Annotated in this window: 21 protein-coding genes; 6 read left to right on the plus strand and 15 right to left on the minus strand. The window is 69.9% G+C overall.

Features of this window, described 5'->3' with window-relative positions:
* Positions 1-22 precede the first annotated feature (22 nt).
* From CRP55_RS45830 to CRP55_RS45845, 4 genes are read right to left on the minus strand one after another with little or no spacing between them, the layout of a single operon-like run.
* Positions 23-1,006: a D-ribose ABC transporter substrate-binding protein gene (locus CRP55_RS45830; RefSeq protein ID WP_097328387.1), complete on the minus strand. Its 984-nt coding sequence runs from the start codon at positions 1,004-1,006 to the stop codon at positions 23-25.
* Between the two features lie 11 nt (positions 1,007-1,017).
* Positions 1,018-2,100 (minus strand): ABC transporter permease, encoded by a 1,083-nt coding sequence (locus tag CRP55_RS45835; protein WP_097328388.1) that lies wholly within the window; start codon positions 2,098-2,100, stop codon positions 1,018-1,020.
* A complete protein-coding gene (locus CRP55_RS45840; protein ID WP_179855635.1) occupies positions 2,097-3,611 on the minus strand; it encodes a sugar ABC transporter ATP-binding protein in 1,515 nt (504 codons plus the stop codon). The genes CRP55_RS45835 and CRP55_RS45840 overlap by 4 nt, the downstream gene beginning before the upstream one ends.
* Positions 3,611-4,249: a DUF2291 family protein gene (locus CRP55_RS45845; RefSeq protein ID WP_097328390.1), complete on the minus strand. Its 639-nt coding sequence runs from the start codon at positions 4,247-4,249 to the stop codon at positions 3,611-3,613. Before CRP55_RS45845 ends, CRP55_RS45840 begins: the two co-directional genes overlap by 1 nt.
* A 160-nt stretch (positions 4,250-4,409) precedes the next feature.
* On the opposite strand from CRP55_RS45845, the gene CRP55_RS45850 reads away from it, so the two are divergent.
* Positions 4,410-5,855, plus strand: coding sequence for a DUF1593 domain-containing protein (locus CRP55_RS45850; RefSeq protein WP_097328391.1), 1,446 nt, complete (start codon positions 4,410-4,412; stop codon positions 5,853-5,855).
* A 32-nt stretch (positions 5,856-5,887) separates the two neighbouring features.
* Positions 5,888-6,883 carry a sugar-binding transcriptional regulator gene (locus CRP55_RS45855; protein ID WP_097328392.1) on the plus strand — a complete coding sequence of 332 codons (996 nt, stop codon included), beginning with the start codon at positions 5,888-5,890 and terminating at the stop codon, positions 6,881-6,883.
* Here CRP55_RS45855 and CRP55_RS55925 read toward each other — a convergent pair.
* On the minus strand, positions 6,864-6,995 hold the full coding sequence (locus CRP55_RS55925; RefSeq protein ID WP_281260859.1) for a hypothetical protein: 132 nt from the start codon (positions 6,993-6,995) through the stop codon (positions 6,864-6,866). The two genes, CRP55_RS45855 and CRP55_RS55925, sit on opposite strands and share 20 nt — an antisense overlap.
* A 53-nt stretch (positions 6,996-7,048) precedes the next feature.
* On the opposite strand from CRP55_RS55925, the gene CRP55_RS56595 reads away from it, so the two are divergent.
* Entirely contained in the window at positions 7,049-7,297 is a 249-nt protein-coding gene (locus CRP55_RS56595; protein WP_179855636.1) for a hypothetical protein, read from the plus strand.
* Positions 7,298-7,310: 13 nt separating this feature from the next.
* Here the strand turns inward: CRP55_RS56595 and CRP55_RS45865 are convergent, their stop codons facing one another.
* The 4 genes from CRP55_RS45865 to CRP55_RS45880 are packed head-to-tail and all read right to left on the minus strand — an operon-like array spanning position 7,311 to position 11,144.
* Positions 7,311-8,072: a nucleotidyltransferase domain-containing protein gene (locus CRP55_RS45865; RefSeq protein ID WP_097328393.1), complete on the minus strand. Its 762-nt coding sequence runs from the start codon at positions 8,070-8,072 to the stop codon at positions 7,311-7,313.
* Between the two features lie 29 nt (positions 8,073-8,101).
* Positions 8,102-9,880, minus strand: coding sequence for a thiamine pyrophosphate-requiring protein (locus CRP55_RS45870; protein ID WP_097328394.1), 1,779 nt, complete (start codon positions 9,878-9,880; stop codon positions 8,102-8,104).
* Between the two features lie 28 nt (positions 9,881-9,908).
* A complete protein-coding gene (locus tag CRP55_RS45875) occupies positions 9,909-10,613 on the minus strand; it encodes a GAF and ANTAR domain-containing protein (protein WP_097328395.1) in 705 nt (234 codons plus the stop codon).
* 9 nt (positions 10,614-10,622) lie between these two features.
* Positions 10,623-11,144, minus strand: a complete 522-nt coding sequence (locus tag CRP55_RS45880) for a GAF domain-containing protein (protein ID WP_179855637.1) — start codon at positions 11,142-11,144, stop codon at positions 10,623-10,625.
* Positions 11,145-11,274: 130 nt separating this feature from the next.
* On the opposite strand from CRP55_RS45880, the gene CRP55_RS45885 reads away from it, so the two are divergent.
* Together CRP55_RS45885 and CRP55_RS45890 are read left to right on the plus strand one after the other, a co-directional pair.
* Positions 11,275-12,360, plus strand: a complete 1,086-nt coding sequence (locus CRP55_RS45885) for a sigma-70 family RNA polymerase sigma factor (RefSeq protein WP_097328396.1) — start codon at positions 11,275-11,277, stop codon at positions 12,358-12,360.
* 18 nt (positions 12,361-12,378) lie between these two features.
* Positions 12,379-13,470: a glycoside hydrolase family 27 protein gene (locus CRP55_RS45890; protein ID WP_245923777.1), complete on the plus strand. Its 1,092-nt coding sequence runs from the start codon at positions 12,379-12,381 to the stop codon at positions 13,468-13,470.
* Here CRP55_RS45890 and CRP55_RS45895 read toward each other — a convergent pair.
* The 4 genes from CRP55_RS45895 to CRP55_RS45910 are packed head-to-tail and all read right to left on the minus strand — an operon-like array spanning position 13,458 to position 16,997.
* Positions 13,458-14,123 (minus strand): DUF899 domain-containing protein, encoded by a 666-nt coding sequence (locus CRP55_RS45895; RefSeq protein ID WP_097328397.1) that lies wholly within the window; start codon positions 14,121-14,123, stop codon positions 13,458-13,460. The genes CRP55_RS45890 and CRP55_RS45895 overlap by 13 nt on opposite strands.
* Positions 14,120-14,452 (minus strand): ArsR/SmtB family transcription factor, encoded by a 333-nt coding sequence (locus CRP55_RS45900; protein WP_097328398.1) that lies wholly within the window; start codon positions 14,450-14,452, stop codon positions 14,120-14,122. Before CRP55_RS45900 ends, CRP55_RS45895 begins: the two co-directional genes overlap by 4 nt.
* A complete protein-coding gene (locus CRP55_RS45905) occupies positions 14,439-14,873 on the minus strand; it encodes an SRPBCC domain-containing protein (RefSeq protein ID WP_097328399.1) in 435 nt (144 codons plus the stop codon). The genes CRP55_RS45900 and CRP55_RS45905 overlap by 14 nt, the downstream gene beginning before the upstream one ends.
* A 39-nt stretch (positions 14,874-14,912) precedes the next feature.
* Positions 14,913-16,997, minus strand: a complete 2,085-nt coding sequence (locus CRP55_RS45910; protein WP_097328400.1) for a DUF4132 domain-containing protein — start codon at positions 16,995-16,997, stop codon at positions 14,913-14,915.
* 96 nt (positions 16,998-17,093) lie between these two features.
* On the opposite strand from CRP55_RS45910, the gene CRP55_RS45915 reads away from it, so the two are divergent.
* Positions 17,094-17,567, plus strand: a complete 474-nt coding sequence (locus tag CRP55_RS45915) for a hypothetical protein (RefSeq protein WP_097328401.1) — start codon at positions 17,094-17,096, stop codon at positions 17,565-17,567.
* Between the two features lie 18 nt (positions 17,568-17,585).
* Here CRP55_RS45915 and CRP55_RS45920 read toward each other — a convergent pair whose 3' ends face one another.
* Both CRP55_RS45920 and CRP55_RS45925 read right to left on the minus strand, forming a co-directional pair.
* Positions 17,586-17,936, minus strand: a complete 351-nt coding sequence (locus CRP55_RS45920) for a hypothetical protein (RefSeq protein ID WP_097328402.1) — start codon at positions 17,934-17,936, stop codon at positions 17,586-17,588.
* Positions 17,937-18,656: 720 nt separating this feature from the next.
* Positions 18,657-18,993: transposase (locus tag CRP55_RS45925; protein WP_179855591.1), on the minus strand; the 337-nt coding region annotated here is incomplete at its 5' end.

The raw sequence follows: 18,993 nt of genomic DNA on the forward strand, positions 1-18,993 counted from the left end.
TCTTTCCTTGTTGCGGGGAGCGTCAGGAGCCGGCGACCGCGAAGTTGGTGACCGACTTCGCGTTGTCGGGATTGACCAGCACGCAGTCGATGGACTGCTTCTCGGGCTGGCTGGCCTTGCCCGTCTTGATGTATTCGTCGGCCTGGGTCACGGCCATCTCGGCGATCTTGCTGGCCGGCTGGAGCACGGTGGCCTTGATGCCGTCCTTGAGGATCGAGTTGACGACGTCCGGGCTGCCGTCGAAGCCGACGACGACGATGTCCTTCTTCGCGGCCTGGACCGCCGCGTACGCACCGAGGGCCATGGTGTCGTTGCCGGCGATGATGCCCTTGATGTTCGGGTGGGCCTGCAGGATCGTCTGCGTCTTCTGCAACGCCTCGGCCTGGTCCCAGTTCGCGGTCTGCTGGGCGACCATCTTCAGGTCCGGGTACTGGTCGAGGATGCCGTGGTAGCCCTGCGAGCGGACGCCGGCGTTGGTGTCGGTGGGCTTGCCGGTGAGCTCGGCGTACTCGCCCTTGTTGCCCATCAGCTTGGCGAACTCCTGGCCGCCGAGACCGGCGCCCTGCGCGTTGTTCGAGACGATCTGGGCGACCGCGACGCCGGTCTTGTTGATCTCACGGTCGATCAGAAAGGTCGGGATGTTGGCGTCCTTGGCCCGCTGGATGGCGGTGACCGAGGCGTCGGCGCCGGCGTTGTCGAGGATGATGGCGGCGGCCTTGCGGGAGATCGCGGTGTCGATCTCCTGGCTCTGCTTGGTCGGGTCGTCGTCGTGGCTGAGCACCAAGGTCTCGTATCCGAGCTTCTTGGCCTGGGCGTCGGCCGCGTCCTGCTCGGCCTTGAAGAAGACGTTGTCGGGCGACGGGGTGATGATGACGATCAGCTTCGAGGCGGCCGGGGTCTGGCCACCGCCGCTGCTGCCGGAGTCGTCGGAGTCGCCGCCGCCGCAGGCGGTGAGGGCGAGCAGGGCGGCGACGCCGATCGGGAGTATGGCGCGGCGAATTCTCATGGCGGATCCTTTCAGGCGGTTCGTTTGCTCAGGGAGGACTGGAGTCGTTGCTGGGCCTGCTCGGTGACGACCGCGAAGACGATCACGGCGCCCTTCACCACGGACTGCCAGAAGGTGGAGACGCCGATGAGGACCAGGCCGTCGCTGAGGAAGCCGATGACGAAAGCACCCATGACGGTGCCGACGATGGTGCCGCGGCCACCGGCCAGGGCGGTGCCGCCCAGGACGGCGGCGGCGATCGCGTTCAGCTCGTAGGTGGTGGCGGTGTCGGGATAGGCGGCGCCCAGCTCCGAGGTGAGCAGCAGGCCGGCCAGCGCCGCGCAGGCGCCGGAGATGACGTACACGGCAATCTTGATGCGGTTGACCCTGATGCCGGAGAGCACGGCCGCCCGCTCGTTGCCGCCGACCGCGTAGACCCGGCGGCCGAACGGGGTCTTGGTGGTGACCACGATGGCCGCGGCGGCGACCACGATCATGATCCAGACGGCGACCGGGATGCCGAGCCAGCTGTCCACGCCGATGAGGTGGAAGCCCTGGTTGCCGCGGGCGGGCGTGCCGGCCAGGTCGGGAAAGGTGCCGCCGTCGCTGATCAGCTGGGCCACGCCGCGGGCCACGTAGAGCATGCCGAGGGTGGCGATGAACGGCGCCACTCGGAAGCGGGTGACCAGCACGCCGTTGACCGCACCGACCAGCGCGCCGACCACGATGCCGATCAGGATGACGACCGCGACCGAGAAGAAGAGGTGGCCGCCGGGCACGGCCAGGCCGGTGAAGAGCAGGCCGCCGCAGACCATGCTGGCCAGGCCGGCGATCGAGCCCACGGACAGGTCGATGCCGCCGGTCAGGATGACGAAGGTGACGCCGATGGCGAGGATCGCGTTGATGGCCACGTGCTTGGTCATCAGGATCAGGTTGCTCTGCGTCAGGTATTCCGACGAGATCGCGCTGAAGATGACGACCAGGACGACCAGGACCACGAGGGTACGGCCGCGCAGCAGCCACAGTGCGGCCTTGGCCAGCGCCCGGTTGCCCTCCGGGTTCGGCTCGGGCGGCGCCGCCGGGCTCTTCGGCGGGGCCACGTGGGTGTCGGTCATGAGCCAGCCTCCAGGACGCTGTCGGATGCGGAAGCCGTCACCAGGGCTTCTTCGGTTACGTCGGCCGAGCTGAACTCGGCCGTGATGCGGCCGCGGGCCATGACCAGCGCCCGATCGGCCATGGCGATCACCTCGGCCAGCTCCGAGGAGATGAACAGGACACCGAAGCCCTGCGCGGCCAGGTCGGCCATGAGCGCGGCGATCTGCGCCTTGGCGCCGACGTCGATGCCGCGGGTGGGCTCGTCGAGCAGCAGCACCACCGGCTCGGTGAGCAGCGCCCGGGCGAGCACGACCTTCTGCTGGTTGCCGCCGCTGAGCGAGGTGACCAGCACGGCCAGACCGGGGATCTTGATGGCCAGCTCGCCCACCTTGCTCCTGGCTGTGCGCTGCTCGGCCCCGCCGTCGAGCAGGCCGCCGCGGGTCATCCGGCCGACGGTGGCCAGCAGGATGTTGTCGCGCACGGACATGCTCTGCACCAGGCCGTCACGCTGGCGGTCCTCGGGCACGAGCGCGAGCCCGGCCGCCATCCGGGCCTGGACGGTGCCCTTCGGCTCGGCCTGGTTCTTGATCAGGACCTCACCGGTGGCCGCCTTGCGCATGCCCATCAGGGTCTCGACGAGCTCGGTGCGGCCCGCGCCCATCAGCCCGTAGATGCCGACCACCTCGCCGGCGCGGACGGTCAGCGACACGTCGTCGACGAGCGGGCGCGCCGGGCCGGGCACGGTCAGGCCCCGTACCTGAAGAAGAATCTCGCCGACCGGCGAGCTGTTGCGGACGTAGAGCGAGTCGGGGTCGCGGCCGACCATCTCCCGGACGATCCAGGCGGTGTCGGTCCGGCTCATCGACTCGTGGGCGACCAGGCTGCCGTCGCGGAAGACGGTGACCCAGTCACCGATGCGGCGGAACTCGTCGAGCTTGTGCGAGATGTAGATGACGGTGACGTCGTGCTCGCGCAGGTCGGCCATCACCTCGAAGAGCACGTCGACCTCGTGGTTGGACAACGCGCTGGTCGGCTCGTCCATGATGAGCACCCGGACGTCCTCCAACAGCGCCCGGCCGATCTCGACGAGCTGCTGCTGGCCGATCGGAAGGTCACCCACGGGTGTGTTCGGGTCGAGGTCCTGTCCGAGCCGTTTCAGGACTTCGGCCGTACGGCGACGCTGGCTCGCGCTGTCGACGAAACGCTTGCCCCGGCGCAGCTCCCGGCCGGCGAACATGTTCTCGGCGATCGAGAGGTTCGGGAACAGGCTCAGCTCCTGGTGGATGATGCCGATCCCCCGGGCCTGGGCGTCGCGCGGGCTGCCCAGGTGCACCGGCTCGCCGTCGAGCAGGATCTCGCCCGAGGTCGGCTGCTCCGAGCCGGACAGGATCTTCATGAGCGTCGACTTGCCGGCGCCGTTCTCACCGACCAGCACGTTGACCTTGCCCCGGTACGCGGTGAAGGTGACGTCCTTGAGCGCGCGCACGCCGCCGTAGTTCTTGCTGATGTGGTGGGCCTCGAGGATCTCCATCAGCCCACCTGGAGCTCGGTCGGCACGAGGAAGATGCCGCCGCCGGGCAGCCCCGAGAAGGCGCCGTAGAAGCTGACCTTCTGACCCTCCTGGAGGTCGGCCTTGGCCACGACGTCGGTCTTGACCCGGTTGTTGATCTCGTTGGCGACGTTCGCGTATTCGATCTGGTTGGTGAAGTCGCCGAACGAGATGAAGCCGACCGCGTCGCGGATCGCGGTGCCGGCGATGACCGGGCCGGTGGCGATGGTGACGGTCAGCGGCTTGCCGCCGGCCCGCGGCACCTCGACGGTCACCGGGCCGGTCGGCACCGACTTGTCGACCTTCGTGACCGTGCCGGCGCCCTTGACCATGTACGCGTACGGGCTACCCGTTCCGGCCTGGTGTCCGTACTGCTCGCCCGCGGCCTTGGGGTCCTTCTCGATCGCGGCGGCGACCGTCGTGACGTCGACCGCCTTGTCGTGCACGGTCGACACGATCTTGGACCAATTCTCGTCCACGTAGGACTTCGCGTCGGCGGCCTTCTCGCCGGTCGCGGCCTGACCGTCCTTCTCGTAGACGAAAACGCCGGGGACCTTGGAGCAGGCGGCGAGCGCGGCCATCAGCAGCAGAGCGGCCGCCAAACGAGGGAACACCTTCATGCTGAATATCCATTCATAGGCGATTGGCCATGCGCCTACTGTGAACGCTGGATGTCGCGGATGTCAATGGGTCGGTGCCCTTGACTCCTCGGTCACGGCCTCATTACGGTGCGAACGCGGTACCGATGCACTTGTGAATTTCTATTCATCTGGAGTGCGTATGAGAGCTCGTCTTCTGATCGCCGCGGCGCTGGTAGCGGCCCTACCTCTGTCCTTTTCGGGCCCCGCTCAGGCTCATCAATCGGACAAACCCCGCATCATCGTTTCGCAGGACGGCGAGGTGGACGACATGGACTCGTTCATCCGCTTCCTGTATTACGCCAACGAGTTCGACATCGAGGGCATCGTCTACTCGAGCTCGCGCTACCACTGGGCCGGCGACGGAGCGACCGTCGCGCCCTACCGGTGGACCGGCACCGCATGGGTCAACGAGTACATCGACCTCTACGCGAAGCTCTACCCCAACCTGCGGCGGCACGCGTCCGGATACCCCACGCCGGCCAAGCTGCGGTCGCTGTACAAAATCGGAAACGTCTCCAACGTCAGCGAGATGTCGCAGGTCACCGAGGGCTCGCGGCTCATCGAGCAGCGGATCCTGGCCGACGAGCCCGGGCCGCTCTACATCCAGTCCTGGGGCGGCCTGAACACCACCGCACGGGCGCTCAAGTCCATCCAGGAGAAATATCAGGGCTCGTCCCGCTGGCCGGCTCTTCAGCGCAAGATCAGCGAGAAGGTGGTCATCTACAACATCCTCAACCAGGACGCGACGCTCGACGACTACATCAAGCCGAACTGGCCCGACCTGAAGATCGTGGACAACCAGAGCCAGTTCTGGAGCTTCGCCTACCTCTGGACGCGGCAGGTGCCGGCCTCCCTGCAGTACGCGCTGAAGGCGCCGTACATGGAGGAGAACTTCCTTACCGGGCACGGCAAGCTACTCGAGCGGTACCGGACCTACCGCGACGGCAAGCCGACGCCGGGCGACGACGAGAACAACCGCTGGCGGCCTGATCAAAATCTGACGTACGCCGTTCACGACTTCATCTCCGAGGGCGACTCGCCCTCGTTCCTCTACCTCCTGGACTTCAACGGGCTGCGCTCGTCGGAGGACCCGACCTACGGCGGCTGGGGTGGCCGGTTCGCGCCGAACGCCTCGGGCTGGATCGACACCTCCGACATCAACCCGGCGACCGAGGCGGCCGACCGGACATATCCGCAGACGCGCTGGGTGGCCGATCTGCAGAACGACTTCGCCGCTCGCGCCGACTGGGGCGTCTCCGCTCGCTATCGCGATGCCAACCACAACCCGCGGGCTTCCGTACGGGAGGGCGTTGATCTCCGAGTCTCCCCCGGCCGCAAGGTCACATTGCACGGGCGCGGATCGGATCCGGACGGCGACCGCCTGTCGTACAGGTGGTGGCAGTACACCGACGCCGACTCTTACGCGGGCGCCCTAGATCTTGACATTTCGAACAGATCAAACATTTCCTTCACCGTGCCAGCCGACGCTGTCCACGGTGACACGATCCACCTGATCTTCGAGGTGACCGACGGCGGCACGCCCGCTTTGAAGCGCTACCAAAGGGTCATCCTGACGGTGCGTTAACCGCTTTCGACTGAATGGATATTCTGCTCCGCATGGAAGCCAACGCGCTGGACGAGATCGCCACCGATCAGATCCGACTGCTCACCAAGGTGGCCCGCATGTACCACGAGCGTGGCATGCGGCAACCGCAGATCGCCCAGCAGCTGCACATCTCCCAGCCGCGGGTCAGCCGGCTTCTCAAACGGGCCGTCGAGCTCGGCATCGTCCGCACCACCGTGATCGCGCCGCGGGGTGTCTACGCCGAGCTCGAGGAGCAGATCGAGCAGGCGTACGGCCTCACCGAGGTGATCGTGGCCGACGCCGACGACCAGGACGGCGAGCCCGAGATCATGCGGGCGCTGGGCGCGGCCGCCGCCGTCTATCTGGAGACCACCCTGATGGGCGGCGAGCGCATCGGGGTGTCCTCCTGGAGCTCGACCATCCTGGCCACGGTCGAGGCCATGCACCCCCGGCCGACCAAGGTGGCCGACCAGGTGGTGCAGATGCTCGGCGGGGTCGGCAACGTGACCGCGCAGACCCAGGCGACCCGGATCACGGGCCGCCTGGCCGCGCTGACCGGCGCCCAGGCCGTCTATCTGCAGGCGCCGGGCCTGCTCGCCTCGGCCGACATGCGGCAGATGTTCGTCACCGACCCGAACATCGAGCCGGTGCTGAAGGCGTGCGACGACCTGACCATGGCCCTGGTCGGCATCGGCAGCATCGAGCCGTCGCCGCTGCTGCGCGAGAGCGGCAACGCGGTGGCCGAGGGCGAGCTGCCGGCGCTGCGCACGGCGGGCGCGGTCGGCGACGTCTGCATCCGCTTCTTCGACTCGAACGGCGAGCACATCGACTCCGAACTGGACGACCGGGTGCTGGGCATCGGCGCCGACACGCTGCGCGCGGTCCCCCGCCGGGTCGCGGTGGCCGGCGGCGCCCGCAAGACCACCGCCATCAAGGCCGCCCTCCGCGGCGGCTGGGTCAACGTCCTGATCACCGACCTGCAGGTGGCCCGCAGCCTGGTCTCACCCCTCAACAGTCCTGTGGGATGAGGCGACGCGTGCCGGTGACGGCGCCCTCGGTCTCGGTGAAGACGTAGACCGCGTGCAGCGTGCCGATCGGCGTCTTCAGGTCGACGTCCCAGGTGCCCAGGATGGGTAGCACGGTCCATGCCTTGATGGTGTGTCACCGCGTGGCGGCCCTCGATCAGGCCGGCCATGGCCAGCGCGAACGATCCGCCGCAGACAGTCGCCACCGCCGACCACCTCGCGCGGGCCGTCCGCCGCGACGAGTCGCACCTCCAGCGCGCCGGCGGACGCGTCGCCTCCGGCGGCCAGGACTTCGAACGGGCCGATGACGTCGAGCGGGTCGAAGCCGTCGAACAGCAAGATCTGTACGAGCATGCAGATGATCCTCACCGTGCTCGATCCGGCGCACGAGTGGCAACCTCGCCAATCACCGACTGATTTTGGCCAGCTCTCAGCTGAAGCGGCGCGTGGCGTCCTCGACCACCTCGGTGACCGCGAGACCCGCGGCTTCGAGATCGGCCCGCACGAACTCCTCCGCCGTGCCCGCGCGCCACCGGACAGCCTTCGCGGCCAGGTCGGCGTACGAGGGGAAGAGCTTGGAGAGATAGTCGCCGGCGGCGGACTTGGAGATGATGTCGCCGTAGGCCAGGGTGTAGTGCAGGCGGGCCGGGCCGAGCACGTGGAAGGTCACGATCTCGGGGTCGAGCACCTGGTCGGTGATCGTGGGCAACGCTTCGGCGATCTGCGCGGCCTGGTTCTGCCAGTAACCGCCGAGGTTGTCCAGCAGGTAGCGGCGCAGGTTGTCGTAGTCGACGCGGACCTCCGGGGCCGGGCCGCGGACCGCGATGCCGTACTTCCGCAGGATCAGCCACACGACCGGGGTGAGCTCGCCGCACGGGCGGCCGGTGACCAGGGTGCCGTCCACGGCGAACGGGACCTCCCGTCGGTCGTCCGGCCACGTCGCGGCCAGCTCGGGTGACAGGTAGACGCCGTCGAAGTGCGGCCGGCCCAGCGATGTGTGGATCTCGGCCAGCGCCGCCAGGTCGTCCGCCGACGCCGGGCGGGAGGTCAGGATGACGGCGTCGACGTCGCTGACGCCCGGCTGCCAGGCGCCGATCGCGGCCGAGCCGACGATGTGGAGCCCGGTGACCAAGCCGGGCAGCCGGTCGTCGGCCAGCTCGAGATATCGACGGGCGACGTCTTCGGCGATCATGCGCGGGACCGTAGCAACGGCCCGCCACCCTAGGCTTCGTCGGCGCGTTCCCGGCGCAGGTGGGCCGCGGCGCGGCGGGCCAGGTCGGTGTCCTCGGCCTCCAGACCGGCGTACATCTGGTCGATCTTCTCCTGCGGCTGCAGCGGCGGAAGCAGCGGGATCGCGGGGTCGACCACGGCGTGGATCAGGGTGGGACGGTCGGCGTGCAGGGCCTTCTCCCAGGCGCCGGTCATGGCGCCGGGGGTGGTGACCTCGATGCCGCGCAGGCCCAGCAGCTCGGCGTAGCGGGCGTACGGGACACGGGGCAGATCCTGGGAGGCGGCGAAGCGGGGCTCGCCCTCCATCTCGCGCTGCTCCCAGCTCACCTCGGCCAGGTCGCCGTTGTCGAGCACGCACACGACGAAGCGCGGGTCGGCCCAGTCCCGCCAGCGGGCGGCCACGGTCGCCAGCTCGGCCAGGCCGAGCATCTGGAAGCCGCCGTCCCCGGAGAGGACCACGACCGGGCGGTCGGGGGCTTCGAGCTTGGCCCCGAGGCCGTACGGGATGCCGCAGCCCATGGAGGCCAGAGTGCTCGACAGATGCGCGGGCACGCCGGCCGGCAGGCGCAGGTGCCGGGCGTACCAGTAGACGACCGAGCCGACGTCGACCGCCACCTGGGCGCCGGCGGGCAGGTGACCGGAGAGCGACCGGACGACGTGCTGCGGATTGAGCGGCTCGGCCGCCGCCGCGGCCCGGGATCCGGCGATCTCGTGCCAGCGCCGGACCCAGCCCTCGACCTTCTCGCGCCACTCTTTGCGTGGAGCCGCCTCGACGAGGGCGAGCAGCTCGCGCAGCGTCGCGGTGGCGTCGCCCAGCAGCGGCACCTCCACCGGGTAGCGGACGCCGAGGCGGCGGCCGTCGATGTCGATCTGCACCGCGCGGGCCTGGCCGGGCGCCGGGTAGAACTCGGTCCAGGGGTCGTTCGTGCCGAGCAGCAGCAGGGTGTCGCAGGACCGCATCAGCTCGGCGCTGGCGGTGGTGCCCAGGTGGCCCATCACGCCCGTGTGGAAGGGCAGATCCTCGTCGAGCACCGGCTTGCCGAGCAGCGACGCCGCCACGCCCGCGCCCAGCCGGTCCGCCAGCTCCGCGATCTCGCCCGCCGCCCCGTACGCCCCCTGACCCACCAGGATCGCGACGCGCTCCCCCGAGCTCAGCAGATCGGCCGCCTCGCGAAGGTCCTCCTCGCGCGGCAGCAGCCGCGCCGGGCGCAGACCGGGGCTGGTCACCAGCACGCCGTGCTCGTGCTCGGTGGGGTCGGGCGCGGGCTCGGACTGCACGTCGTGCGGCAGGATCACGCAGGTGGGCCCGCGGGTGGCCAGCGCCGCCCGGAACGCCCGGTCGATCAGCATCGGCACCTGCTCGGCCGTGAAGGCGGTCTGCACGAACTGGGCGCAGACGTCGCCGAACAACCGCTGGAGGTCGATCTCCTGCTGGTACGCGCTGCCGAGCACCGTCGCCGCCTGCTGCCCGACGATCGCCACGACCGGCTGGCTGTCCAGCTTCGCGTCGTACAGGCCGTTGAGCAGGTGCACCGCGCCCGGGCCCTGCGTGGACAGGCAGACGCCGGCGCCACCGGCGTACTTGGCGTGGGCGACGGCCATGAACGCCGCCGCCTCCTCGTGCCGGGCCTGCACGAACTCCGGCTTGCCGGCCCGGCGCAGGGCGCCCAGCACGCCGTCGATGCCGTCGCCGGAATAGCCGAACACCCGCTCGACACCCCACGCCGTCAGCCGCTCCACCAGCAGATCGGAAACCGTCGACTCACCCATATGGGCCGACTACCCGCTCCAGCGCTGCTCAACCGGGGAGATCCCCGGTGTCGAGCAGGTGCTGTGCCACCTCGGCGATCCTGCGCCGCTGGCTCCGGGCCGTGCTGCGCAGCAGGTCGAAGGCCTGCTCGGCGCCGGTCTCGCGGCGGGCCATCAGATAGCCGACCGCGCGCTCGATGACGATGCGGTAGTCGAGAGCGTACTGGAGCTGACCCGCGAGCTCGCCCGCCCGCTGCGCCGCCAGCGCCGTGCTCAGCGTCGCCTCGATCAGGCCGGTGTAGCGCTCGAGCGCCGCCGCCTCGGTGTCGTCCCAGTCGTGCGGCCGGTCGAGGAAGACGTCGAGCGTGCCGACCGGCACCCCGCCCAGGCGCACCGGCGCGCCCAGCACCGAGACGACGCCGTGCTCGAGGAACGTCTCGCGGATGCGTGGCCAGCGCGGGTCGGCCTTCAGGTCGTCGGTGTGCACCACCCGGTTGTGCACGAACGCCGACACGCACGGCCCCTCGCCGACGTGGCTCTGCACCTGCTCCATGACCTTGCTGGGCCCGTTGCTGGCCGCGACGTAATGCAGGCTGTTCTCCTCGTCGGCGATCATCAGGCCGCTGCCGGTCACCTGGAACAGGTCGACCGCCGCGTGCACCACGTCGGCCACCGCGCCGGGAACGTCACCGGTGCCCAGCTTCTCGAGCCGGCGCAGACTGCCCGCGAGAACCTCCGGATCGATGTTCGGCATGGAGCTTCCTCATCTCTGAGCGGTGGCGCCGAGCCGGAGCAGGACCGAGATGACTTCGGCGTACGCCTCGACGGCGCGCACACTGTCGTCGTCCCAGCGCTGCGGCCGCGAGCGGAGGGCGTTCAGGGTGCCGGCCACGGATCCGGTGACGAGCACCGGAACGGACACTACCGCTCTCACCGGCGCCTCACCTCCCTTGAGCTCCTCCCACACGGGGGCGTAGTCCTCGCTGGCCGCCAGGTCCGTCACCGTGACGGTCTCGTTCCCGCGGACGCAGTCGATGCCCGGCCCGCAGTCCAGCCGCAGCTGGGCCTGTTCGAGTGCCATCCCGGCCGGTACCGACGCTCCGGCCACCCGCAGCGCGCCGGCGTCGTCGAGCAGCATCAGGCCGACCCCGTCGACCTCGATCATGTCGCGGGCGGCGGTCAGCACCTGGTCGAGACGCTCCTCGAGGCCGCGACGGTCGTGGGACAGGCCCGCCGCACTCAGGTTTTCGAGGCTGGTGGCGAGGGCGTTCTGGTCGACTGGCATGGCGCCCTGGCTTCCCGGCATCACCCGGAAGAAACCTCCGAGGTTTAGGCCGGCCGGACGAGGGCACCACGAAACCCAGCTGGTCAAACCCTCCGCCCTGTGTCCGCGGACAGACACCGGAGGAACAGCCATGTCCGCGTATTCCACGCTGGAAGATCTCGACGCGATCGCCGAGACGTACGCCGCCGACCGCGACGCCTCCGCCGACGAGCGGGCCGCCCGCCGCCTGCGCGACGCCACCATCCAGCGCATGCTCCCGATGGCCGACCGGCTGGCCCGCCGCTACCGCTTCGGCTCCGAGCCGGCCGACGACGTCGCCCAGGTGGCCCGCCTCGGCCTGGTCAAGGCGGTGGAGCGCTACGACCCGGAGCGGGGCTCGTTCACCGCGTACGCCGTCTCGGTCATCACCGGCGAGATCAAGCGCCACTTCCGCGACACCGGCTGGAACGTGCACGTGCCGCGCCGGCTCCAGGAGCTGGCGCTGGCGGTCGGCCGGGCCAAGCAGGACCTGACCGCCGAGCTGGGCCGGTGGCCGACCGAGGCCGAGCTGGCCGCGCGCTGCGGCGTCGACCGCGAGGACATGCGGGCGGCGCTGGTCAGCGGGGCCGGATATCGCGCGGTCTCGCTGAGCCAGCCGACCGGCGACGGCACGGCCGAGCTGGGTGACCTGTTCGGGTCGCCGGACCGCGACATCGACCTGGTGCCCGACCGGGTGAGCCTGGCCGACCTGCTCGACCGGATGCCGCAGCGGGAACGGCACCTGCTGACCATGCGCTTCCAGGGCAACCACACCCAACAGGAGATCGGCGACGAGCTGGGCATCTCACAGATGCACGTGTCGCGGCTGCTGAGCCGGGCGCTCGGCTGGCTGCGCGAGGCGCTGCTGACCGACGCGGTGCCGCCATGGCCGGGCGAGAACGACGAGCCCGGAATGCTCCAGGTGATCCCGGAGCTGGGCGGCCGCGCACGGGTGATCGGCGAGATCGACCGGGACAACACGGCCCGGCTCCGCGCGGGTGTCCAGCCGTTGCTGGCCCGCACCCACGCGGGTTCCCGCCTCACGCTGGACCTGTCCCGGGTCCCGCTCCTCGACGCGGCCGGGGCCGGCACCCTGCTCACTCTGCGCCGCGCGGCGGCCGGCCGCGACGTCCGGCTGGAGCTAACCGGCATGCAGCCGCACGTGCGCCAGGTGGCCTCTGCGCTTCTCTTGAGGTAGGGCGGGCACACTCGGGCGGTGCGTGTATTCCGGTTCGCCGCCGTCCTGGTCCTGCTCGCCGCGCTTCTCGCGCCGGCGCGGGCGTTCGCGGCGCCCGCGCTGGCGGTGACACCGCCGATGGGCTGGAACAACTACAATGCGTACGGCCTGGAAGTGACCGAGACTTTGATCCGGGAAACCGCGGATCGCCTGGTCAGCATGGGGTTGCGGGACGCCGGATATGTTTACGTCAACATCGATGACGGCTGGATGGCGTCCACCCGCACCACGCAGGGTGAGCTTCGGGCCGACCCGGTCCGCTTCCCGCACGGGATCAAGGCGCTCGCCGACTATGTGCATGCCAAGGGCCTCAAGCTTGGGGTGTACGAGGATGCGGGGCTCAAGACGTGCGGCGGGTTTCCCGGCAGCCTCGGTCACGAACGGGCCGACGCCGCCCTCTTCGCGGCCTGGGGCGTCGACTACCTGAAGTACGACAACTGCTACGCCGGGATCGGCTGCCCCCAGACCGGATGCGCCTCGGCCGCGCCGGCGAAGGACCGCTACGCCGCGATGAGCGACGCGTTGGCCGCCGCCGGCCGGCCGATCGTGCTGAGCCTGTGCAGCTGGGGCACCGAGGAGGTGTGGCGATGGGCGCGGCAGTACGGCAACCTGTGGCGCACCACCGGTGACATCCAGCCGACGTACGACAGCATGTTGTCGATCTTCAAACAGACGATCGGGCTGGGCCCTTACGCGGGCCCGAACGCCTGGAACGACCCCGACATGCTCGAGGTGGGCAACGGGATGACGGCGACCGAGGACCGCACCGAGGTCATCCTGTGGGCGATGATGGCGGCGCCCCTGATCATCGGCACCGATCTCACCGCTGTCTCGCCGGCCACGCTGGCGGTGCTGAAGGATCCGGCGGTGATCGCGGTCGATCAGGATCCGATCGGCCGGGCGGCGACGGTCGTCTCGTCCGCGGGCGGGCACTTCGTGCTGACCCGGCCGCTGGCCGACGGCCGAACCGCGGTCGTCCTGTTCAACTCCACGTCCGCGGCCGCCAATGTTTCACATGGAACAATCCGGGCAAATCTGCCACCCCACGGGGCCGCCCTCTATCTCGTCTGATCGGGTAGTCGCATATTCGGGCCGCCGACCTGCATGCCCAGCGGCTCGGCGCGGCCCTTCGGCTCCTCCCACTCCTCCTGGCGGCCGAGCGCGGTGAGGTCGAGGTAGCGGTAGCCGTTGTGGAACTCCTCGATGCCGCGGCGGTAGGTCGAATACGTGTGGAAGACGTCGTCGCCGACCCTCAGGAAGGCGGAGATGGCGGGCACCTCACCCTCCGTACGGTCGGTGGCTTTGAAGTCGTCGTTGAAGTCGCCGCCGTGCGACGAATACCAGGGAAAGGTCCAGCCCATCCGCTCGCGGAAGGCGGCCAGCTCCGGGTACGGCGCCCGGGAGACGGCGGCGAGCGTGGTGCCGCGGGCGTGCAGCTGGCGCAGGCCGCTGATGCCGTCGGCGGCCGACATGCAGCTGGAGCACGGATGGTCGGCGAACATGAAGTGGTGAACGACGAGCTGGCGTCGGCCCTCGAAGAGATCCAGCAGGCTTGTCTTTCCGGCCGGGCCTTCGAAGACGTACGCCTTGTCGATGCGGACCATCGGCAGGCGGCGACGAGCCGCGTTGACACGATCGCTGGCCTTGGTGAGCTCTTTCTCCTGGACGAGCAGTTCCTGGCGCGCGGCGAGCCATTCGTCGCGCGACACGACGGTGGGATTCATTCGAGCGTCTCCTTCAGTGCGGCGAGGGGGCCGTCCCAGTCGCGGGCGAGCGCGGCCAGGAACTGCTGGGCCACCTTCATCGGCGCCGAGTAAACGCGGTAGCGGACGCGGCGCCGCTCCCCCGGCTCGGCGATCACCAGCTCGGCCTCGGCCAGCAGGTTGAGGTGTTTCGCGATCGCCTGCCGGCTGATCGGCAGGCGGGCGGCCAGGTCGGTCGCGGTGGCCGGCCCGCCCGCGGCCAGCGCCGCGACGATCTGGCGGCGGGTGGGGTCGGCCAGCGCGGCGAAGACCTCCTGGGCGACCGCCTCGCTCTTGTCAGAGTCGGCCATCGAGGTACGCGACCAGTTCGCCCAGCTCGTTGGTCCAGCCGCCGGTGTTGCCGTCGAACGCGGTCTTGTGCGCGTCGTCCGGCAGCTGGGCGAAGCCGCTCTCGACCATGGTGAGCGTGGTGCCGTCGCCGGCGGGCTCGAGGGTGAACTCCACATACGTACGCCGGGGGTCGCCCTCGGGAAGGCCGTAGATCGCCCACGTGTAGCCGAGGACGCGGGGCGGCTCGAGGCGCTCGATGGCCAGCGTGGCGGTGTCGCCGCTGGTCCACGCGAGCTTGATGAGCCCGCCGACCCGCAGGTCGACCTCGGCGCTGTTGCCGAACCAGGTGCCGAGGCCCTCGGCGGTGGTCAGCGCCGTCCAGACCCGCTCCGGCGGCTGGGAAAGCTCGAGGGTGCGCTCGATGCGATTCGGGAATGCCATGACTGCCTCCAAGTAGCAACCGTTTGGTTGCTACTCAACTTATAGCAACCGAAGGGTTGCGTCTAGTCCCGTCAGCAACTCGGACAGGGCGGCCGCGTCGCCGGCGCCCATCGGGGTGGTGCGGGCGACCTGCCAGTGGTCCGAGCCGGCGTCGTCGATCCAGATCTCGGTGATGCGCTGCTCGTCGACCGAGTTGAGGGACGAGGTCGAGACGCCCGGATCCACCTCGATCAGCAGGGTCAGGTCGCCGGGCAGCGCGTGGGCGAGTTGGGTGTGCAGGCGGGTGCCGTTGTGGAAGCCGTTGCCGAGCCAGCCCCGGTTGAGCAGGCCCACGACCGCGCCCGTCGCGACCGGGCCGAAACCGGGAAGGCTCGTCGCCGCTCGCTGCTCCTCGGTCAACGCCACGAAAGGCCGGTTGAGCTGCGGAAAAGGTTGCAGGATCTCGTAGTCGGCGAAGATCTGCCGCCAGTCGGCCAGCTCGGCCGGCTCCAGCTCGGCCGGATGCACGATGCGCAGCACGGCGTCGTCGTCGACCCTCGCGGTCGCGTCGTGGACGTCGGCGAAGCTGCCGTCCTCAGCGATTCGCAGACGGCGACCGGGCTCGGCCCAGAGCAGCCGCCGGGCGAGAGGCCCCAGAATCGGGTGCGGCGCTCGCACGCCGGCGGCGGGACGGACCCGATGCGCGAGCATGTCGCGTTCCAGGCGCGCGGTCTGCGCCGACACGGTGAGGCGGAGCTCTTTCTTCAGCCGTACGAAATCCTGGAAGCTCTCGGGCTTGAAGTCCTTGACGCCGGGCTTGGGAGGCTTCGCGAGGCGGCGGCCGTCCGCGCCGACGACATGCGGGGTGAGGTGGTCGTCGAGGACCACGGTGAAAGAGCGCGGACCGTAGTCGAGAGTGACGCCCCGGCCGAGATCGTGGGTGGCGGCAAGGCGATCGGCCAGCTGGGTGACCGACAGGCCCCGGCGGGCGGCCGCCTGGGTGAGATAGACGAGGGCGCGATCGTTGGTCGGCCCACCGGACATGCGCTCCTCCATGGCCAGCAGATGCCGCAGGGCCACATCGGTGCCGGCCGTGGCCAGCACGGCCAGCCCGTCGATGGCCCGGGCCCACCGGCTGCGGGCCGGCCACGACCGGATCAGGGGCGCGAGCTTGTCCATGGTGGAGTCGTCGCCCAGATGCGCCTGCGCGAGAAGCACCCAGGCCTCGCTCGCCGGCATGTCGTCGGTCAGCCACTGATCGAGCAGGGCCCGCCCGAACTCGGCCAGGCTGTGCCGGTCGCAGCCCGCGAGGATCTCCGGATCGGGCGCCCGCACCTCGGGCTGCGCCGCCGCCGACGACTCGACCGCCCTGCCGCCAGGGGCGGGATCACCCGGCGCCGGCTCCGGAGCGTCCTCCAGCCGCGACCGGGTCAGCCCTTCGATCAACCGCCCGACCTCGTCCTCGCCCAGCATCCCACCGCCGATCCGGCGCACGCCGGGCAGCCGCTCGGGCCTCGCCCAGTCGGGCATCTTCCGCGGTTTGGCCGTCTTTCCCGCCGCGACCTTCAGAAGGGTCGCCTCATGGCCCGTCGCCCTTAGATGGTGCAGCGCGTCTTCCGCGTTCTGGCGCGCCCGGCCCGGCTTACCGAGGGCGACCGGCATGAGCGCCTGGGCCGCCACCGTGGCGTGCCGTTGAAGCCAGAGCCGCGCCCACAGCCGAGCCGACCCGAGATGCCGCAGCCATCCCGCCACCAGAGCCGCCGGCTCGGGCCCTCGAAACGGCAGCAGAAGCGATCCCAGGCGATCGGCGCTCTCCCCGGCCAATCCCAGCGCGAGTTTCAGCGCATCCACTTCGAACCGCGCGACCGCCACCCGCCCGATGTCGAGGCGCTGCCGCTGCCGCAGCAGCATCGGCCCCGCCAGCATCGCCCGGGCCGCCGCCTCAGGCCCTTTCGCGAACAGCCAGGGAACCTGCATCGGACTCAGATCGGAGAGCCGGTCCGCGTTGTTGGCCTCCCGTGTCCACCCGTCCTCCTCCCGCCCGTGCTCGAGCAGCGCGGCCCGAGCCAGCCAGCGCTCCCGCTCCCCTTCCTCCCAGGCCATGACGGTCGGATCCGCACAGACCAGCCCCTCGCCCGACGCCATACCCGAGCCTCCACACTTGTCCTGACCGTTGACCGGCCCGGTGATTATGGCCGCGGAAGCGCGAGCCCTGGACCTCAGGGCTCGCCGGAGGACGCGATGAGCGAGCTCTACATCCGGGTGATCCCCACGGATCCCGCATGGCAGCCCACGAGGGCGGCGGCCACTGCCGCGGCCGCAGACGTCGCCGGCCTCTTCACCGGGCCGGGAGACGACGTCGAGTCCGTCGACCCGGTGTTCTACGAAGACATCACGGTCATCGACGGCGGCGAGTACATGGAAGACCTCTTCTGTACCCGCTGCGACGCCGAGATCGGCCTGGACTGGTTCTGGAGCCTGCTAAACGCGAGGAACGGCGGGCCCACCATCCGCGATCTGAGCGCGACGACGCCGTGCTGCGGGACCACCCTCACCCTCCCCGACCTTCGCTTCGAGGCCCCGATCGGGTTCGCGCGCTTCGAGGTCAGCGCCCGAAACTGGACACGCCGGGAGTGGGAGCTCAGCGCCGAGGAGCTGACCGCGATCGGCTCCGTGCTGGGACATCCGGTGACGCAGGTGCTCGCTCACTACTGAGCTATCACGCGGGAGCCATCAGCGGATCTGGAACCGGCCGATCTCCGTCGTGATGCGGCTGCTGACCGTCGCTCCCCACCCGATCGCGACACCCATCCCGTGCATGACCCGGAGCGCGGCGCCCCGGCTCCGCACGCCGGGGCGGGCACTGGCCTCGGAGGCGTTGCGAGCGACCTCCTCGTCCGGCATCAGCGCGCTGGCGTCGGTGAGGCCCACGACCCGCGTGACGATCCGCCGCAGCTGCTCCCTGGCCTGCAGTCGCTCACGGCCGGGCAGCGACTCGTCGCGGCACAGCTCGAGCGCCTCGCGAATGCCGCGGTCGGCGAGCAGCACGCCCAGGTGACCGGGCAACCGGACATACGACGACACGGCCTGACAGTCGACGATCCGTGGCCGAACACCGGCGGCCGCGCCCCCGAGGCGTCACCGGGCCGCGGCACGCAGCGCCAGGCCTCCTACGCCGGCCCTTCCAACGTTTCGCCGATCAACCGCAGGCATCGCCTCAGATCGGAACCGCCCCGCTCTTCGAGCTGTCGAGCCAGTTCCGCGCGATTTCGTACGAATGGCAGCGCGACCACCTTATGGATCAGCGCCCTGACACGTTCCAGTTGCTCGTCGGCCTCGCGCTGCCGGGCGGCCTCCCGCTTCTGGAATCCGGCCAGACCTGCTCGAAAACCTCGGCCTCGGCCGGTTCCCACCCCTGATCAGGAGCGTCACGCCCCTCAGCCGGAAGCTCCCGTCCCTCAGCCAGAGGCTCTTGCGACGCCGCCGATGCCGGTCGATTCGACCGTCTCCCCGCCGGGGAAGCCGAAATCATCGATGTGCGAAGCCCGCTGCTCCGATCTTGAATCCTCCGGGCCGTCGGGCGTCGGGGAGTCGGCAGATTCGCCTTTGATGTCTATGGCCAAAGGGCCGGGACGCGTGATGCTGACAAACGGGACCGGGTACCGATGCGGGTCCGGCAAAGGCTTGCCCGATCCGGCGCTCGGCGTTGCCGGAGAACTCCTTCATCGGACCTCCCGCCATGGCCCGCAGAGGTTGATCGATGCCACCGCGGAAGCCGATCGAACAGGACCCACAGTCGGGAGCCTAGTGTCGCGTGTCTGAGTTCTTTTGACGGTTGGCTTTGGTGAGGATTTGGTCGGCGGTTTTGGTCCAGCGGAAGGGTTCGCAGCGCTGGTTGTAGGCGTCGATGAAGGTGCGGATCGCGCCGATCAGGTCGGTGACGCTGGTGAAGGTGCCGCGGCGGATGGCTTGGCGGGTGATGATGCCGAAGAAGATCTCGACCATGTTCATCCAGGACGCGCTGGTCGGGGTGTTGTGCATGGTGATGCGGGGGTTCTTGGCCAGCCAGGCGCGGACGTTCGGATGGTTGTGGGTGGCGTAGTTGTCGGCCACCACGTGCAGTTTCACCCGGGGGTGGGCT

Origin of the sequence: Paractinoplanes atraurantiacus, assembly GCF_900215205.1 — a bacterium.
GTDB lineage: Bacteria > Actinomycetota > Actinomycetes > Mycobacteriales > Micromonosporaceae > Actinoplanes > Actinoplanes atraurantiacus.

Coding starts and splice junctions, on each gene's coding strand:
- CRP55_RS45845 (WP_097328390.1), bottom strand. CDS start 4,249: ATGAAGGTGTTCCCTCGTTTGGCGGCCGCTCTGCTGCTGATGGCCGCG.
- CRP55_RS45895 (WP_097328397.1), bottom strand. CDS start 14,123: ATGAATCCCACCGTCGTGTCGCGCGACGAATGGCTCGCCGCGCGCCAG.
- CRP55_RS45905 (WP_097328399.1), bottom strand. CDS start 14,873: ATGGCATTCCCGAATCGCATCGAGCGCACCCTCGAGCTTTCCCAGCCG.
- CRP55_RS45830 (WP_097328387.1), bottom strand. CDS start 1,006: ATGAGAATTCGCCGCGCCATACTCCCGATCGGCGTCGCCGCCCTGCTC.
- CRP55_RS45870 (WP_097328394.1), bottom strand. CDS start 9,880: ATGGGTGAGTCGACGGTTTCCGATCTGCTGGTGGAGCGGCTGACGGCG.
- CRP55_RS45910 (WP_097328400.1), bottom strand. CDS start 16,997: ATGGCGTCGGGCGAGGGGCTGGTCTGTGCGGATCCGACCGTCATGGCC.
- CRP55_RS45880 (WP_179855637.1), bottom strand. CDS start 11,144: ATGCCAGTCGACCAGAACGCCCTCGCCACCAGCCTCGAAAACCTGAGT.
- CRP55_RS45850 (WP_097328391.1), top strand. CDS start 4,410: ATGAGAGCTCGTCTTCTGATCGCCGCGGCGCTGGTAGCGGCCCTACCT.
- CRP55_RS45915 (WP_097328401.1), top strand. CDS start 17,094: ATGAGCGAGCTCTACATCCGGGTGATCCCCACGGATCCCGCATGGCAG.
- CRP55_RS45900 (WP_097328398.1), bottom strand. CDS start 14,452: ATGGCCGACTCTGACAAGAGCGAGGCGGTCGCCCAGGAGGTCTTCGCC.
- CRP55_RS45855 (WP_097328392.1), top strand. CDS start 5,888: ATGGAAGCCAACGCGCTGGACGAGATCGCCACCGATCAGATCCGACTG.
- CRP55_RS45835 (WP_097328388.1), bottom strand. CDS start 2,100: ATGACCGACACCCACGTGGCCCCGCCGAAGAGCCCGGCGGCGCCGCCC.
- CRP55_RS45875 (WP_097328395.1), bottom strand. CDS start 10,613: ATGCCGAACATCGATCCGGAGGTTCTCGCGGGCAGTCTGCGCCGGCTC.
- CRP55_RS45840 (WP_179855635.1), bottom strand. CDS start 3,611: ATGGAGATCCTCGAGGCCCACCACATCAGCAAGAACTACGGCGGCGTG.
- CRP55_RS45885 (WP_097328396.1), top strand. CDS start 11,275: ATGTCCGCGTATTCCACGCTGGAAGATCTCGACGCGATCGCCGAGACG.
- CRP55_RS56595 (WP_179855636.1), top strand. CDS start 7,049: ATGGCCAGCGCGAACGATCCGCCGCAGACAGTCGCCACCGCCGACCAC.
- CRP55_RS45865 (WP_097328393.1), bottom strand. CDS start 8,072: ATGATCGCCGAAGACGTCGCCCGTCGATATCTCGAGCTGGCCGACGAC.